Here is a 14,673-nt window from a genome sequence, read left to right on the forward strand (position 1 = left end):
GCACAGATGCTTTAAAGTGATGAAGAGGAGGTCGGTTCAAAATGAGGTATTTAACAGCGGGAGAGTCACATGGACCTCAGTTGACAACCATTATTGAAGGGATGCCGTCGCTCGTTCCATTGGCGGCTGAAGATATTAATGACGATTTAGCACGCAGGCAAAAGGGTCACGCCGCGGCCGCCGTATGAAGATTGAAAAGGATCAAGCAATGATTAAAAGCGGCGTACGTCATGGACAAACTCTCGGGTCGCCAATTACGCTCGTTGTAGAAAATAATGATTGGAAGCATTGGACAGATATCATGGGTGCGGATCCAATTTCAGATGAAGAGAGAGAGGACGTTCGCCGGAAGGTGACGAAGCCTCGTCCTGGACACGCGGATCTCGTTGGGGGCATGAAATATGGTCACCGTGATTTACGTAATGTCCTTGAGCGCTCTTCTGCTCGTGAAACAACGGTTCGCGTTGCTGCTGGTGCGGTTGCCCGTAAGCTGTTAGCTGAGCTTGGCATTACGGTCGCCGGTCATGTATTGGAGATTGGCGGCATTCGTGCTGAAAATACAGCCTATACATCGCTTTCTGATCTAAAGGAGATCACGGAAGCCTCTCCTGTTAGAACGCTTGACGGTGACGCAGAGAAACGAATGATGCAAGCGATTGACGATGCAAAGAAAAATGGTGATTCCATCGGTGGTATCGTTGAAGTGATTGTCGAAGGCGTACCAGCCGGTCTTGGCAGCTACGTACAATACGATCGCAAGCTGGATGCAAAGTTAGCCCAGGCGATCTTGTCAATTAATGCCTTTAAAGGTGTTGAGTTTGGTATTGGTTTTGACGCTGCCCGCCGATTCGGCAGTCAAGTCCATGATGAAATTTATTGGGATGAAGCCTCTGGCTACACACGCTCTTCAAATAATTTAGGAGGCTTTGAAGGCGGGATGACGACTGGAATGCCAATCGTCGTGCGTGGCGTAATGAAGCCGATCCCGACGTTATACAAACCACTTGCATCCGTTGATATCGAATCGAAAGAGCCTTTTTCTGCCAGTGTAGAACGCTCAGATTCGTGTGCCGTTCCGGCAGCGAGCGTTGTTGCTGAAGCAGCCGTTGCTTGGGAAGTTGCTAGTGCAATCGTGCACCAATTCGGCCACGATCGCTTAGACGTCATTCAGGGACAGCTTAAAGAGCATAAAGAACGAACGAGGCGATTTTGATGAGAACGATTCAGATTGAAGCCTCTTCAAATCATTACCCTGTCCGGGTTGGTGCAGGTCTCCGGCATCAGCTCGGTCAATGGATCAACAAGGGAGATTATTCGCGCGTTTTGCTCGTCGCCGATGAAGCAGTCGTTGCATATTATAGCAATGACTGTATGAAGGCTCTTGAAAATATAGTGCCTGTTCATTTGTACGCTGTCCCTAGTGGAGAGGCCTCAAAGTCATTTAGTGAGTACGAAAAGATTTTACAGAAGGCGCTAGCAGTTGGCTTGGATCGTAAGTCTTGTATGATTGCTCTTGGCGGAGGAATGATCGGTGATTTAGCGGGATTTGCTGCCGCATCGTATATGCGTGGGGTTGGCTTTATTCAAATTCCGACGACATTACTTGCCCATGATAGCTCTGTTGGTGGAAAGGTTGCGATCAACCTCGAGCATGAAAAAAATATGGTCGGCGCTTTTTATCAACCTGACGGCGTGTATTACGATATAGAAACATTACAGACACTGCCGGAGCATGAATGGCGCTCAGGATTTGCTGAAGTCATTAAACATGGCATTATCGGCGACAGCTCGCTTTATCATGATTTGAGAAACGCTTTTCCTTCTCTGGACGCTGTTCGTTCTGACGCAGACTTAGCTCTTACGATTGAACGTGCGATTCGTGTGAAAGCGCATGTCGTTGCACAAGACGAAACGGAGACGGGTGTACGCGCATACTTGAATTTTGGTCATACGTTGGCTCATGCGCTTGAATCAATGACGAACTTTGAAATGTCACACGGAGATGCGGTATCGATCGGAATGAGATTTGCCCTCCGAATGAGTCGCAAGCTGACCGGCACACAAGTTCAAGAGAAGGATTGGCGAGAGTGGTTTGACGGGCTCGGTTTCCCGCGTTTATCTCCTCACCTTGACGTTTGCGACATGCTTAAGAAAATGAAAAAAGATAAAAAATCAACGAGTGGTCAAATCAATATGGTCTTACTAGAAGAAATTGGCCGGGTTTGCCTGCGCTCTGTCGATGATGAAATGATCATAGAAGAGTTAAAAGCATTTCAAAGGGAGGAACAGGCATGATTCGGGGAATTAGAGGTGCGACAACGGTAGAATCGAATAATGCCGAAGACATTCTTGTCAAGACAGAAGCATTGTTCCGCAAAATGGTTACGGCCAATGGTGTAGAAGCAGAAGATGTTGCGAGTGTATACGTGTCGATGACGAACGACCTAGATGCTGTATTCCCTGCAAAGGCACTAAGGCGGTTGGATGGCTGGACGTACGTTCCGATTATGTGTATGGCAGAAGCAACGGTTGCGGGTGCCTTAGAAAAATGTATCAGAGTGATGATGCATGTGAACACGAATGCGTCGCAAAAAGAAGTGGAGCACATTTATCTTGAAGGGGCAGTCGTCCTTAGGCCGGATTTATCATTGACAGATTCTAAAAAGGTATAGTAAAGTCTATACAAGTTAAGTAAATGAGATTAGTGATTAATAAGCAGTTGAGTTGAGAGTAGAGTGAGTTTAGAAAAGCTGAGCGTGAGCAGAGATGAGCGAATACACACGGGATACGTCTATCCTTTTTCGCGCCCAGGCTTTAGTTCAAAGCTCCTGGGCGTTTTATATTTCCTCTTTTTTCCTCTCCTGCTCTCCATAGGCAAATGATGGAGGGATATTCCTATTGAAGACACTTCAGCAATTTATCGAAGAAGCAGAACATTATGACACGATCCCCTTAGTTAAAGAGTACTACGTTGATCAAACGACACCGATTCATATGTTTACTCACCTTCAAGATACGGCGTCCTATTTACTCGAAAGCCGTGATGAGCAGTCACTTTGGTCGAAGCATTCGTTTATTGGTTTACACGAAACGTATGCCATCGTTCACCAAGAAAGTCACTTTCAGATTAAGAAAGAGAATAAAGTGATCGAAAGCGAGACGACGCTTCAAGATGCATTTGCGTCAGTGCAAAAGCTACAAAACTTAAAGCCATTGGAAAGTGACTTGCCTTTTTCTGGTGGTGGTGTCGGCTATATGGCTTATGAAGCGGCTTATGAGCTAGAAACTGTGCGAACGAAACACGGTTTTGACGGGCAAAAACCTTTGTATCATTTTATATTTTGTGAAATCGTGCTCGCATATCACCATCACAATGGCCGCCTTGAAGTCATTTGTTATGTAGACGTGCAAAATAAAGATCGAGTAAAGGAAATTTACGCAGAAACGATCAAGCGAATGGATGATATCGTTTCTAAAGCAACTTTGAACAACGATGCACCTCCGCATTTGTTAACACCGACCAACGGACAGGAAGTCGAAGAAGCGTTTGCCCAATTTGTTAGCAATTACGCGAAAGATTCATTCTTACATGATGTAAAGGCCATTCAAGAATGGATCAAAAACGGCGATATTTTTCAAGCTGTATTATCGCAACGGTTTACCAAAAAAACAGAAGTGTCCGGCCTTGAGCTGTATCGGTCGTTACGAATGATTAACCCTTCACCGTACATGTTTTACATCGTACTTGGCGAGACAGAAATCATTGGCAGCTCACCGGAAAAACTCGTTGAAGTTCAGCAAGGTGAAATTGAAATTCACCCAATTGCAGGGACGAGACCGCGTGGTCAGACAAAACGAGAAGACGAACAGCTCGGTGAAGAATTGAAAAATGATGAAAAAGAACGGGCAGAGCACCATATGCTCGTCGACCTTGCTCGCAACGATGTGGGTCGTGTCGCAGCATACGGCTCTGTACACACACCTGTTTTACTTGAATTGGCACACTTTTCGCACGTTATGCACCTCATTTCTAAAGTACGTGGCCAGCTAGCTGAGGGGTTTACACCATTTGCTGCCTTAAACGCTGGTTTTCCCGCGGGAACCGTATCCGGTTCACCGAAAATCAGGGCAATGGAAATTATTAATGAGCTAGAGCCTACATCGCGAGGCATTTATGCTGGAGCCATTTGTTATATCGGCTATAATGCTCAAATCGACTCGTGTATAGCGATCCGGACCATGACTTTGGAAAAAGGTACCGTCACAGTGCAGGCAGGCGCTGGTGTCGTTGCTGATTCTGTCCCTGAGATGGAATGGGAAGAAACGAGAAATAAGGCGCTGGGGCTTGTGCGAGCGATTGACCATGCGGAAAAGCAAAAAGCGGAAGGGAGTCAAACTTATGTTTGAATCTATTCTTCAAACAGTGGCCGCCCGCCAAGAAACGTTAAGCGAACAGAAAGCTGAACAGGCCATGAACATCGTTATGCAAGGAGAGGCATCACCGTTACAAATTGCTTCATTTTTAACGGCGCTCCATATGAGAGGTGAAACGATCGAAGAGATTATCGGGTTTGTTCGCTCCCTCCGTTCGCACATGACGACGGTCAATGGGCCAACCGAAAATTTGATTGATATGTGTGGTACAGGAGGCGATGCTTCTGGAACATTTAATATTTCCACGGCTAGCTCACTGCTCGTTTCCTCACTCGGAGTGCCGGTTGCAAAACACGGAAATTTTGCGGTCTCATCTAAAAGTGGAAGTGCCGACGTGCTGAACACACTCGGCATTGATATTCAGCAAAATGCAGAGGAAGCAAAGCAAGGTTTAGCAAAGCACCATATGTCATTTTTATTTGCTCCTTTGTACCATCAGGCGATGAAGCACGCCGTTGCACCGCGAAAAGAGCTTGGTTTTCGCACGGTATTTAACATTTTGGGACCGATGGCAAATCCGCTTCGTTGTCGCAAGCAATTGATCGGGGTGTACGATTTTGAACAGGCGAAAAAAATGGCAAAAGCTTTGCGAGAGCTAGGCTCTGAACATGTGTTACTCGTGACAGGAGAAGACGGTCTTGACGAAATAACAATTACTGGACGTACGAACGTCGTTGAGCTTTGTGACGGTGATATCCACACATACCAGATTGAACCAGCGCAATTTAACGTACCGACCGGGCGTATTGAAGATATTCTTGCGCGCTCTCCAGAGGATAGCGCCCGCATCATTACGGACGTGTTAAAAGGAAAAGGAGAGGAAGCAGCCACAAACATTGTTGCACTCAATGCAGGTGCTGCTCTGTATGTCGCTGACGATGTTTCCTCAATCGAAGCAGGGATTGAGCGTGCGCAGCAAGCTTTGCGTACTGGGCAGGGATACGCACATTTAGAAAAAATGATGACGAAAAAGGCGGGGGACTTCCATGTTGCATCAAATTCTTGAAACAAAACGTGAAGAAATACAGCACATTCATATTGAAGAGCTGAAGCATCGTGATGTCGGTTTTCGTTCTTTACGGCAGGCATTGCTCTCATCTGAGCAACAGCCCGCCTTAATCGCTGAAGTGAAAAAAGCATCACCGTCAAAAGGTCTGATTAGCGAGCATTTTGTTCCTACAGAGATTGGGCAGGCATATGAACGTGGCGGGGCAGCCGCGATTTCAGTGTTAACGGACGAAACGTATTTCAAAGGGGCAAAAGCGCATTTAGAAGCCGTGCGCGCTCACGTGTCTCTGCCAGTGCTTAGGAAGGATTTTATTATTTCAGAGGCGCAAGTATTCGAAAGTGCTTCAATTGGTGCCGATGCGATCCTGTTAATTGGTGAGGCGATGTCTCCAGAAGCATTGTACACACTCTATCAAACAGCAGAAGCGATTGGTTTGGAATGCCTCGTCGAAGTGCATAGTAAGGAAACGCTCTCCCAACTGCTTGACGTCTTTACACCGGCATTGCTCGGCATAAATAATCGCGATTTACACACGTTTGAAACGCGGCTTCAACATACAAACGAGATTGCAAAGCTCCTGCCGGAAGGTACGCTTTTTATTAGTGAATCAGGTATTCATGGATCTGACGATGTCAAAACGGTTAAAGAATACGGTGCAGCAGGCATCCTCGTTGGCGAGCATTTAATGCGATCGGGTGCGCCTGAACAAGCGATACGAGCATTATATGGGAATCAAGCCACATGAGAACGAAACCAATCTTGAAATTTTGCGGAAATCAAAGTGCCGCTGATTATGTGAAATCCATCAGTCACGGGGCAGAATGGATTGGCTTTATTTTTTTTGCGGAAAGTCCACGGTATGTCCTTCCTGACGATGTTCAAACGTGGGTCGCTTCTCATGGCAAAAAAAACGAGCAAAAGCTCGTAGGGGTTTTCGTTCAACCTGACATTGAGAAAATCGCTAGTACCCTCCGGTCCTTTCCAAGTATGGATATCATTCAGCTTCATGGTCGGGAGACGCCCGATATGTGTCGGCTTGTTAAGAGCCGCTTTCAACGAGACGTCATTAAAGTAATTCATCATAACGAGAATGGCCTGGAACAGATGCGAGCCTTTGCGGGCATTGTGGATGGGTTTTTAATTGATACTAAAACGAAGCTTTGGGGAGGAAGTGGACAGACGTTTGACTGGTCCAGTGTTCCTGCATATATGGAAGAGGCAAACCGTCAAGGGGTGACATGCTTCATTGCTGGGGGAGTCAACCCTGCTAATATTGCCAAGCTTCTTGAATACGAACCTCACGGTATTGACGTTGCTAGTGGGATTGAGGTAGAAGGACAAAAATCGATTGAACAAATGAAACGAATGGAGGCTGTGCTTTATGGCACTCGAAATGACTTATCCTGATCACTTAGGGCGATTCGCGACGTTCGGCGGAAAATACGTTCCTGAAACATTAATGCAGCCCCTATATGAATTGGAAGAAGCTTTGCAAGAAGCGCTGCACGACGAAGAGTTTATCTCCTCTTTACACAAGGAGCTAAGTGAATATTCGGGACGACCGACACCGCTTACGTATGCTGAAAATACGACCAATACTTTAGGTGGCGCGCAAGTTTATTTAAAGCGCGAAGATTTAAACCATACGGGCGCTCACAAATTAAACAACGCACTTGGGCAAGCATTGCTTGCAAAAAGAATGGGGAAAAAGTACGTGATCGCTGAAACAGGCGCGGGGCAGCATGGCGTCGCCACAGCAACCGTGGCGGCAAAATTCGGCTTGCACTGTAAAGTGTTTATGGGTGAAAAGGACATCGAAAGACAAAAATTAAATGTTTTTCGAATGGAGCTGCTCGGTGCAGAAGTCATTCCTGTCTCTTCGGGAGATCAAACTTTAAAGGATGCGACAAACGATGCAATCCGTTATTGGGTGCAGCATTGTGAAGATCACTTTTACATTATAGGTTCAGTCGTCGGTCCTCATCCTTACCCGAAAATGGTTCGTGATTTTCAAAGGGTGATCGGTGATGAGACGAAAGAACAAGTGACACAGCAAATTGGACGTTTACCTGAACATATCGTTGCTTGTGTCGGTGGAGGAAGCAATGCGATAGGTATGTTTTATCCGTTTTTAGAAGACGACGTCAAATTGTATGGCGTTGAGGCTGCTGGTCGAGGTGTTCATACGAGCCAGCATGCGGCGACATTAACGAAAGGTACTCCAGGGGTCATCCACGGTTCAATGACGTACTTACTTCAAGATGAACACGGCCAGATTACGGAGCCTTATTCGATTTCAGCGGGTCTAGACTATCCTGGTATCGGACCAGAGCATGCTTACTTAAATGACGCAAAGCGGGTGACATACAAGCCCGTCTCCGATGAAGAGGCGATCGCCGCATTGCAATTTTTATCCGAAAAAGAAGGCATTATCCCTGCGATCGAAAGTGCTCATGCGTTGGCATATGCGTTTCAGATTGCCCCGGAGCTTCCAACAAATGAAGCTTTAGTCGTATGCTTGTCCGGTCGTGGTGATAAAGACGTACAATCCGTAAAAAATTATCTTGCAGAAAGAAAGGAAGGACAACAATGACATTTGAAGAACGCCTCAAAAGACGTCAAGAATTGTTTATTCCATTTATTACTGTGGGCGATCCGACGCCTGAAGCAACGGTTCAGTTGTGTAAAGTTCTTCAAGAGGAAGGCGCGGACGTCCTTGAGCTAGGTATTCCTTATTCTGATCCGTTGGCTGACGGACCAGTCATACAAGAGGGCTCTCAAAGAGCGCTTGCTAGTGGCATGACGTTAACGAAAGCAATGCAGCTCGTTTCCAAAATGCGAGCGGAAGGTGTAGAAATTCCTGTTGTGATCTTTACCTATTATAATCCTGTGCTACAATTAGGAGAGGAACGCTTTTTTGCTTTAGCGCAAGAGAATCAGATTGATGGCGTCCTCATTCCAGACCTTCCGTTTGAAGAAAGCCAAGATTTAAAAGAAAAATGCCGTGCGCATGGCCTTTCTCTCATTTCTCTCGTCGCACCGACGTCGAAAGAACGCATTAAAATGGTAGCGAACGAAGCCGATGGTTTCTTATATTGTGTGTCATCAATGGGTGTGACCGGGGAACGTGCTTCGTTTTCCGAAAAGGTAGATGCGTTTTTGCAAGATGCGTCTCAGCACAGTTCAGTTCCTGTAGCCGTCGGTTTCGGTGTTTCGACGAAGGAGCAGGTAGAGCACTTTTTCAAGAAATGTGACGGAGTCATTATCGGCAGCGCTATTGTTCGCAAGATAGGTGATCTTCAAGACGAATTAGCAAATCAAGCAACACGTCAAGCGGGTCTGGAAGAGTTTAGACGGTTTATACAATCGCTGGTTCCTGTGAAATCTAATGTCTAACTGAGGTGCACAGTGAATGAATATTAAAAAACAACTACAAGGTATGGCATCATACAAGCCGGGGATGACACCGGCACAAGTTCAACGTGATTTAGGTCTTGAAAAAATTGTGAAATTATCTTCTAATGAAAATCCATATGGACCGTCACCTAAAGCGGTTCAAGCAGCTTTAGAAAGTATGCAAGGAGCAGCGATCTATCCTGATGGCTATGGGCTGAACCTTAAACTTGCCCTTGCCGAAAGATATCAATTGTCTAAAGAGCATTTTATTCTCGGTAACGGAACGGACGAGATCATTATGATTCTTTGCCGTGCGTTGCTTGATGCAACGAGTAACACCGTTGCTCCGACGCCCTCTTTTTCGCAATATCTTCATAACGCACAGATAGAAGGCTGTGAGATGCGCGAAGTTGAGCTGATTGATGGCGCCCATGATTTGAATGGTATGCTAAAGCAAATTGATGAACAGACGAAAATTGTTTGGTTATGTAACCCAAACAATCCGACTGGTGTTTACATGAATACAGAAGATTTTCATGCGTTTATGCAACAAGTGCCTTCTCACGTATTGGTCGTCTCTGACGAAGCGTATGTCGAATACGTCACTGCCGATGACTTTCCCGACACAATACAAGCACTTGAACAGTACAAGAACTTAATCATCCTCCGAACGTTTTCAAAAGCGTATGGTTTGGCAGGCATGCGTATTGGTTATGGGATTGGCGCACCTGATTTTATTCAAGGTGTTGATCCCGCACGTGGTCCATTTAATACATCGGTTCCGGCTCAAGCAGCAGCGGTCGCAGCCATTGCGGATGTAGATTATTTGGAACGAACACGAACTGAAAATGCCGTCGTTCGCAAAACATTTGTCGAATTTTGCAAAGAGCAAGGGCTAGACGTCTATCCATCTGAAACGAATTTCGTTCTTGTTGATTTCAAACGCCCTGCTGCTGAAATATATGATGCTTTGCTCCAAAAGGGATATATTGTCCGCTCAGGAGCTGCATTAGGTTATCCTGAGGCTGTCCGAATCACGGTTGGAACGAAAGAGGACATGAATGGACTTCAGTCCGCCATTCAAGAATTACGTCAAGAACAACTCTCTGGTGAGGCGCAATGAAAGGTCATGTCTTTTTAATCGGACTTGGTCTGATTGGCGGGTCGATTGCGCTCGCTTTACGGTCAAAGCATCGGATCACCTTGTCCGCGTATGATATATCAGAAAAGCAGTTGAAACTCGCTGAGGCGCTCGGTGTAATTGATTTAGCCGAGCCCTCCATCCAGGAAGGCGCCAGAAAAGCAGATTTAATTATCATTGCAACGCCAGTTCAACAAACGAGGACGATTTTAACGGAGCTTGCTACTTGTAAGCTGAAGCCAAACGCCATTATTACCGACGTCGGAAGCACAAAGCTCGAAGTGATGGAGATGGCTCAACAAGTGCTTCCTGCTGATCAGAGCTTTATCGGCGGGCATCCGATGGCTGGCTCACATAAATCCGGCGTTGAAGCAGCACAAAAGCATTTATTCGAAAATGCGTTCTATATTTTGACGCCGACTGAGGCAACGACGGATGTGCAAATGCAAACGTTAAAGCGCTGGCTCGCAGCGACCCGGGCAACGATTGTGGAGATGTCAGCTGCGGAGCATGATAAAATCGCAGGTGCCATCAGCCATTTTCCACATATTGTCGCCTCTGCACTCGTGCAGCAAGTCGCCGACTTATCAAAAGAGCACCCGATAGCCATGCGAATGGCGGCAGGCGGCTTTCGAGACATTACGCGAATTGCATCTTCAAGCCCGACGATGTGGCGTGACGTACTATTACATAATAAAGATGAAATGCTCGCAATGCTTGAGGAGTGGAAAGAGCGCATGAATGATGTTCAAGAGATGCTGAAAAAGTCATCTGGCGAAGAGCTTTTTTCTTTTTTTGAGGAGGCAAAATTCTTTCGCGATGCCTTACCTGTTCGAGCGAAGGGGGCAATTCCGTCATTTTATGATTTGTATGTAGATGTACCGGACTACCCAGGAGTGATTTCTGAGGTGACTCGGTTGCTCGCTGAAAAAGGGATCAGCTTGACGAACTTACGTATTTTAGAAACGCGCGAAGATATACTCGGGGCTTTGCGACTCAGCTTTCGAACGGAATCGGATCGTCAAAAAGCCGAAGTGCTTTTGGAAGAGGCGAGTTATCCAACGTATATTTCTGGCTAAAAAGTCGACAAACGGTTAGCATTTGTAAAAGGTTCTGTCGTTTCTTCGCTAAAAGACTCCCACCTCAATGAGAAGGCGGGAGTGAATCTCGTTACGTGTAAGTTAACAGTTTTTCATAGTTAAACATTCTTAATGTTGTTCATCATATCCGTCTTCTATAGCAGAAAGGCTGATCTTGACTGGTGATCAACACTTTCAATCCAGGACTTTGATCCAAGGCATTTGTTAATAAATGATGACTTTGTCTACACTTTGAAGTCTGTGTATACCGCACAGGCTTTTTATCGTGGCGCTCTATATACTATACTTAAATAATGTCCCATGTTTTTGCAACCTGTATTCTGTTGATTTCGTCATATCATACGTGACGTTCTTCGTCGGCATTTGTCAGTTGATTTCAACAGGAGAGTATGATTAAATCACGTAATACTATATAGACTGATAAATAGAGGTGTTTTGTTTGCGTATTGAGGAAGCCGTCGCTCTCGTTGAAGAAGGTCGTGTCCAAGAAGGACTTGAAAAGCTGCAACAGCTTGAACAATCTGGGGATGATGAGCAGTTATATCAGCTTGCCGGGGTTTATGCCGAATGGGGGCAAGTACAAAACGCGATTCGTTTATATGAAGAGCTATTACAGGCTTATCCTGAAGATGGTGAACTGCAGATTGATCTCGCTGAAGTTTATTTGGAAGACGGCCGTGAGCTTGACGCTCTAGAGCTCTTAAACAGTTTTACAGAAGAAAGCCCCTCATTTCTCCGGGCTCTTGTCCTTTCAGCAGATGTTTACGCGTCTCAAGGACTTGAGGAAGTAGCTGAGCAAAAGCTCATGCAGGCAAAGAGGGAGCAACCCTACAATGAATTCATTGATATGGCTTTAGGCTCATTTTACTTAGAACAAGGTTTGCGCAAAAGCAGTGCCTTATTTAGAGAAAGTATTGCAAAAAGAAGGGGAAATTCCTTCAGGAGAGGTTCATTTGTTAGTTGCCGAAGCATACAGTTTAACAGGTCAGTTTGAAAATGCCTATCACCATTACACGCTTGGTCTCAAAGAGAAAACAACTGTTGAAGCGCTGTTCGGCTTTGGCTTAGTTGCCTTAAAAGTTGATGAGGCGCAGGCTGCGATTCACGCATTGGAGCAATTAAAAGACATGGACGCCGATTTTGTTTCGCTTTATAAACCGCTTGCCGAAGCTTACGAAGAAGAAGGATTGTATGAGGAAGCACTTGCTGCTGTTAAAGAAGGCATTGCAAAAGACGATACACAAGTTGAGCTCTATGTGCTCGCAGGACGCTTATCAGAGCGTCAGCATGAAAAAGCTGAAGCCATACAATACTATAAAGAAGCGCTTTTGAAGGATCAATGGTCACAAGAAGCTGTTCAACGGCTCGTTAAAGTGTACGAGCAGGAAGAAGAGGATGAGGCTTTGATTGATCTCCTGCAAAATCAAGCAGACGAATACCCGGATCCTGATAGCCTTTTCGCCTTGGCAAAAGCATATCATCGCCAAGAAGCGTATGAAGAAGCAAGACAATTATATGAAGAAACATATCCTTTATTAAAACACCGCGCAGCTTTCGTGAAATTTTATGTTCGTTTTATGCTAGAGGAAGGAAAGCGTTTATCGGCTTTAAAGGCATTAGAAACTTTTCGCGCCCACACAAGCGAGCCATTGGACGATGAGCTTGAAATGCTTTATGAAGATTTATTAGATGAGAGATAACGTTTAGGGAGGAGAGAGTCATGGGGATGGAAGCCATATCAGTGCAAGAAAAAAAAGATTTTCTACAATGGTTTCTTCATTCGTATCAGTTGCAAAAACGGGAATGCGTTTGGATTTTAAATTATTTAGCGAATCATGAACACCTGTTAAAGATGGTTCATTTCGTAGATCAAGCCAATTATTGCCCGCGTGCGCTGATTATGTCTACGAAGTGTACTCGTGAAGCAGGCTTTCGGTTTTATAAGAATAATGTCGTTACGACCGACGCAGAAAAGGCTTTTCATGACATTCGTTTACATGACTCCGAGCGAATTTACATCCAGTTGAACTTTAAAAATAACCATCAAACGCCAGAATTTGCGGCGGTGTTAGTCGACAATCCGTATGCCCCCTCTCAATCATTTGAAAATGTTCAAGATCAAGATTTAGCCGAACGCTTCTTAAATGAATCCATTTATCAATACCAAGTCACTCAATTAAAAAGACAAGTGAATGCGTCATTAGACGAAAGAGATAAAGAAGCTTTTCTCGTGCATAGCGCCAAGCTAAACGCGTTAAAACCTCCTCGCTCGTCCAAAAAGAAAAAATGACGAAAAACAACACTTATACGCACAATGAGCTTCATTTGCTCAGTTGTGCGTATTTTACGTTTCTCTTTCACCATCTATTGAATTGAAGAAGCGCACGATGTACAATACACAGAGGCTATATACATAGGAAGATTTGGTGCGGTCAATGTATGACGCACATCATTGTTGCGATTGGAAGGGTGAGGTGAGCTTTAACAGTGAAATGGATGATGAAAGAAGTCGGTCAATACCTTCAAGAAAAAGAATTTGTGGATACGGTTGTTATCCCACTCATCCCATTGGATTTGAGCAGTACAGCAAAGCAAACGGCATCCATGGGTGAATATATTCTTTATGTCAGTGCGGAAATCGAGCGACAGTTTAAAGGAAGGATGCTGCTTTTACCTTCATACAGTTATTGGGTTGGAGAAGAAGGGGCTGTAGAACGTCTCCAAGCTTGGGAGAATCAATGCAGAGAGGCCGGAGCTAAGCATGTTTTCTTTATCACATCTGATGTATGGTGGCAACAGGCGTATACAGGTGAAGGCACATTATTATGGTTGCCTGCTGTTCCGATGGAAAATTTCGATGAAGAGATGCGTCGCAAAGTCGTCCGTGACAGTGTCAGTGGTTTAATCGCCTCATTTACAGAAGCGTGGACTTAAAAAAGTAACAAAATCTTCACAGTTCGCAGCGGCTGTATTGACACGCTTCCAATTGTTACGCTATCATTGGTATGTCCTAGTAGTCTATGTGTAATATGAAACAATTGTCCGTTGTTTTCGGATGAGGGGGGTAGCAAAGTCATGAGCGAGGAAAAGGAGCATCGGGTCTCCCGGAGGCAGTTTTTAACCTACACACTTACTGGAGTAGGCGGCTTTATGGCGGCCGGTATACTTTTGCCGATGGTACGGTTTGCTGTTGATCCGGTATTGCAAACGTCTGGAGGATCTGATTTGGTTCCCGTAATGGACGTCTCTGAAATCACAACAACACCACAGAGTGTGAACTTCCCTGTCGAACAGGTAGATGGATGGTATGAATCAACCATCGACCAGCAGGCGTTGGTTTTTAAAGATGATAACGGAGACATTCAGGCGTTTTCACCAATATGTAAACACCTTGGATGCGGGGTCAGCTGGGCTTCCAATCCGGCGTATCCAGACCAATTTTATTGTCCATGTCATGCCGGAAGATACACAAAAGATGGGGTCAACGTACCAGGAACGCCACCAACGGCGCCTTTGGACGTTTATGAGCAAGAAGTTCGTGATGGAAAGTTGTATCTTGGTAGACCTGTGCCAAGAGGGGAAGGAGCTTAGGG

Annotated in this window: 15 protein-coding genes and 1 pseudogene; all 16 read left to right on the top strand. The window is 45.3% G+C overall.

What is annotated here, in order from left to right; translation table 11 throughout:
* Window positions 1–41 precede the first annotated feature (41 nt).
* The 16 genes and pseudogenes from aroC (at window position 42) to G4V62_RS01605 (ending at window position 14,671) form a co-directional block, all read left to right on the top strand.
* A pseudogene (gene aroC / locus G4V62_RS01530) lies at window positions 42–1,213 on the top strand (chorismate synthase).
* Entirely contained in the window at window positions 1,213–2,295 is a 1,083-nt protein-coding gene (gene aroB, locus G4V62_RS01535) for a 3-dehydroquinate synthase (protein WP_165198999.1), read from the top strand. The pseudogene aroC and the gene aroB overlap by 1 nt, the downstream one beginning before the upstream one ends.
* Window positions 2,292–2,672, top strand: a complete 381-nt coding sequence (gene aroH / locus G4V62_RS01540) for a chorismate mutase (RefSeq protein ID WP_165199000.1) — start codon at window positions 2,292–2,294, stop codon at window positions 2,670–2,672. Before aroB ends, aroH begins: the two co-directional genes overlap by 4 nt.
* Before the next feature lie 226 nt (window positions 2,673–2,898).
* A complete protein-coding gene (locus tag G4V62_RS01545) occupies window positions 2,899–4,407 on the top strand; it encodes an anthranilate synthase component I family protein (RefSeq protein ID WP_165199001.1) in 1,509 nt (502 codons plus the stop codon).
* Window positions 4,400–5,440 carry an anthranilate phosphoribosyltransferase gene (gene trpD, locus G4V62_RS01550; protein ID WP_165199002.1) on the top strand — a complete coding sequence of 347 codons (1,041 nt, stop codon included), beginning with the start codon at window positions 4,400–4,402 and terminating at the stop codon, window positions 5,438–5,440. Before G4V62_RS01545 ends, trpD begins: the two co-directional genes overlap by 8 nt.
* Window positions 5,421–6,188: an indole-3-glycerol phosphate synthase TrpC gene (gene trpC / locus G4V62_RS01555; RefSeq protein WP_165199003.1), complete on the top strand. Its 768-nt coding sequence runs from the start codon at window positions 5,421–5,423 to the stop codon at window positions 6,186–6,188. The genes trpD and trpC overlap by 20 nt, the downstream gene beginning before the upstream one ends.
* A complete protein-coding gene (locus G4V62_RS01560) occupies window positions 6,185–6,850 on the top strand; it encodes a phosphoribosylanthranilate isomerase (RefSeq protein WP_165199004.1) in 666 nt (221 codons plus the stop codon). Before trpC ends, G4V62_RS01560 begins: the two co-directional genes overlap by 4 nt.
* Window positions 6,825–8,036, top strand: coding sequence for a tryptophan synthase subunit beta (gene trpB, locus G4V62_RS01565; RefSeq protein ID WP_246218177.1), 1,212 nt, complete (start codon window positions 6,825–6,827; stop codon window positions 8,034–8,036). Before G4V62_RS01560 ends, trpB begins: the two co-directional genes overlap by 26 nt.
* The gene (trpA, locus tag G4V62_RS01570) at window positions 8,033–8,839 is read left to right on the top strand and encodes a tryptophan synthase subunit alpha (protein WP_165199005.1); all 807 of its coding nucleotides are present in this window, start codon (window positions 8,033–8,035) and stop codon (window positions 8,837–8,839) included. The genes trpB and trpA overlap by 4 nt, the downstream gene beginning before the upstream one ends.
* A gap of 16 nt (window positions 8,840–8,855) precedes the next feature.
* On the top strand, window positions 8,856–9,962 hold the full coding sequence (gene hisC, locus G4V62_RS01575; protein WP_165199006.1) for a histidinol-phosphate transaminase: 1,107 nt from the start codon (window positions 8,856–8,858) through the stop codon (window positions 9,960–9,962).
* The gene (locus G4V62_RS01580) at window positions 9,959–11,059 is read left to right on the top strand and encodes a prephenate dehydrogenase (protein WP_165199007.1); all 1,101 of its coding nucleotides are present in this window, start codon (window positions 9,959–9,961) and stop codon (window positions 11,057–11,059) included. Before hisC ends, G4V62_RS01580 begins: the two co-directional genes overlap by 4 nt.
* Before the next feature lie 460 nt (window positions 11,060–11,519).
* A complete protein-coding gene (locus G4V62_RS01585) occupies window positions 11,520–12,074 on the top strand; it encodes a tetratricopeptide repeat protein (RefSeq protein ID WP_165199008.1) in 555 nt (184 codons plus the stop codon).
* The gene (locus tag G4V62_RS01590; protein WP_165199009.1) at window positions 12,034–12,780 is read left to right on the top strand and encodes a tetratricopeptide repeat protein; all 747 of its coding nucleotides are present in this window, start codon (window positions 12,034–12,036) and stop codon (window positions 12,778–12,780) included. The genes G4V62_RS01585 and G4V62_RS01590 overlap by 41 nt, the downstream gene beginning before the upstream one ends.
* Window positions 12,781–12,806: 26 nt before the next feature.
* The gene (locus tag G4V62_RS01595) at window positions 12,807–13,370 is read left to right on the top strand and encodes a ReoY family proteolytic degradation factor (RefSeq protein ID WP_165199092.1); all 564 of its coding nucleotides are present in this window, start codon (window positions 12,807–12,809) and stop codon (window positions 13,368–13,370) included.
* 206 nt (window positions 13,371–13,576) lie between these two features.
* The gene (locus G4V62_RS01600; RefSeq protein ID WP_246218197.1) at window positions 13,577–14,014 is read left to right on the top strand and encodes a YpiF family protein; all 438 of its coding nucleotides are present in this window, start codon (window positions 13,577–13,579) and stop codon (window positions 14,012–14,014) included.
* 141 nt (window positions 14,015–14,155) lie between these two features.
* Entirely contained in the window at window positions 14,156–14,671 is a 516-nt protein-coding gene (locus tag G4V62_RS01605) for a Rieske (2Fe-2S) protein (protein ID WP_165199011.1), read from the top strand.
* Window positions 14,672–14,673 lie beyond the last annotated feature (2 nt).

The sequence above is a fragment of the Litoribacterium kuwaitense genome (genome assembly GCF_011058155.1).
GTDB lineage: Bacteria > Bacillota > Bacilli > Bacillales > DSM-28697 > Litoribacterium > Litoribacterium kuwaitense.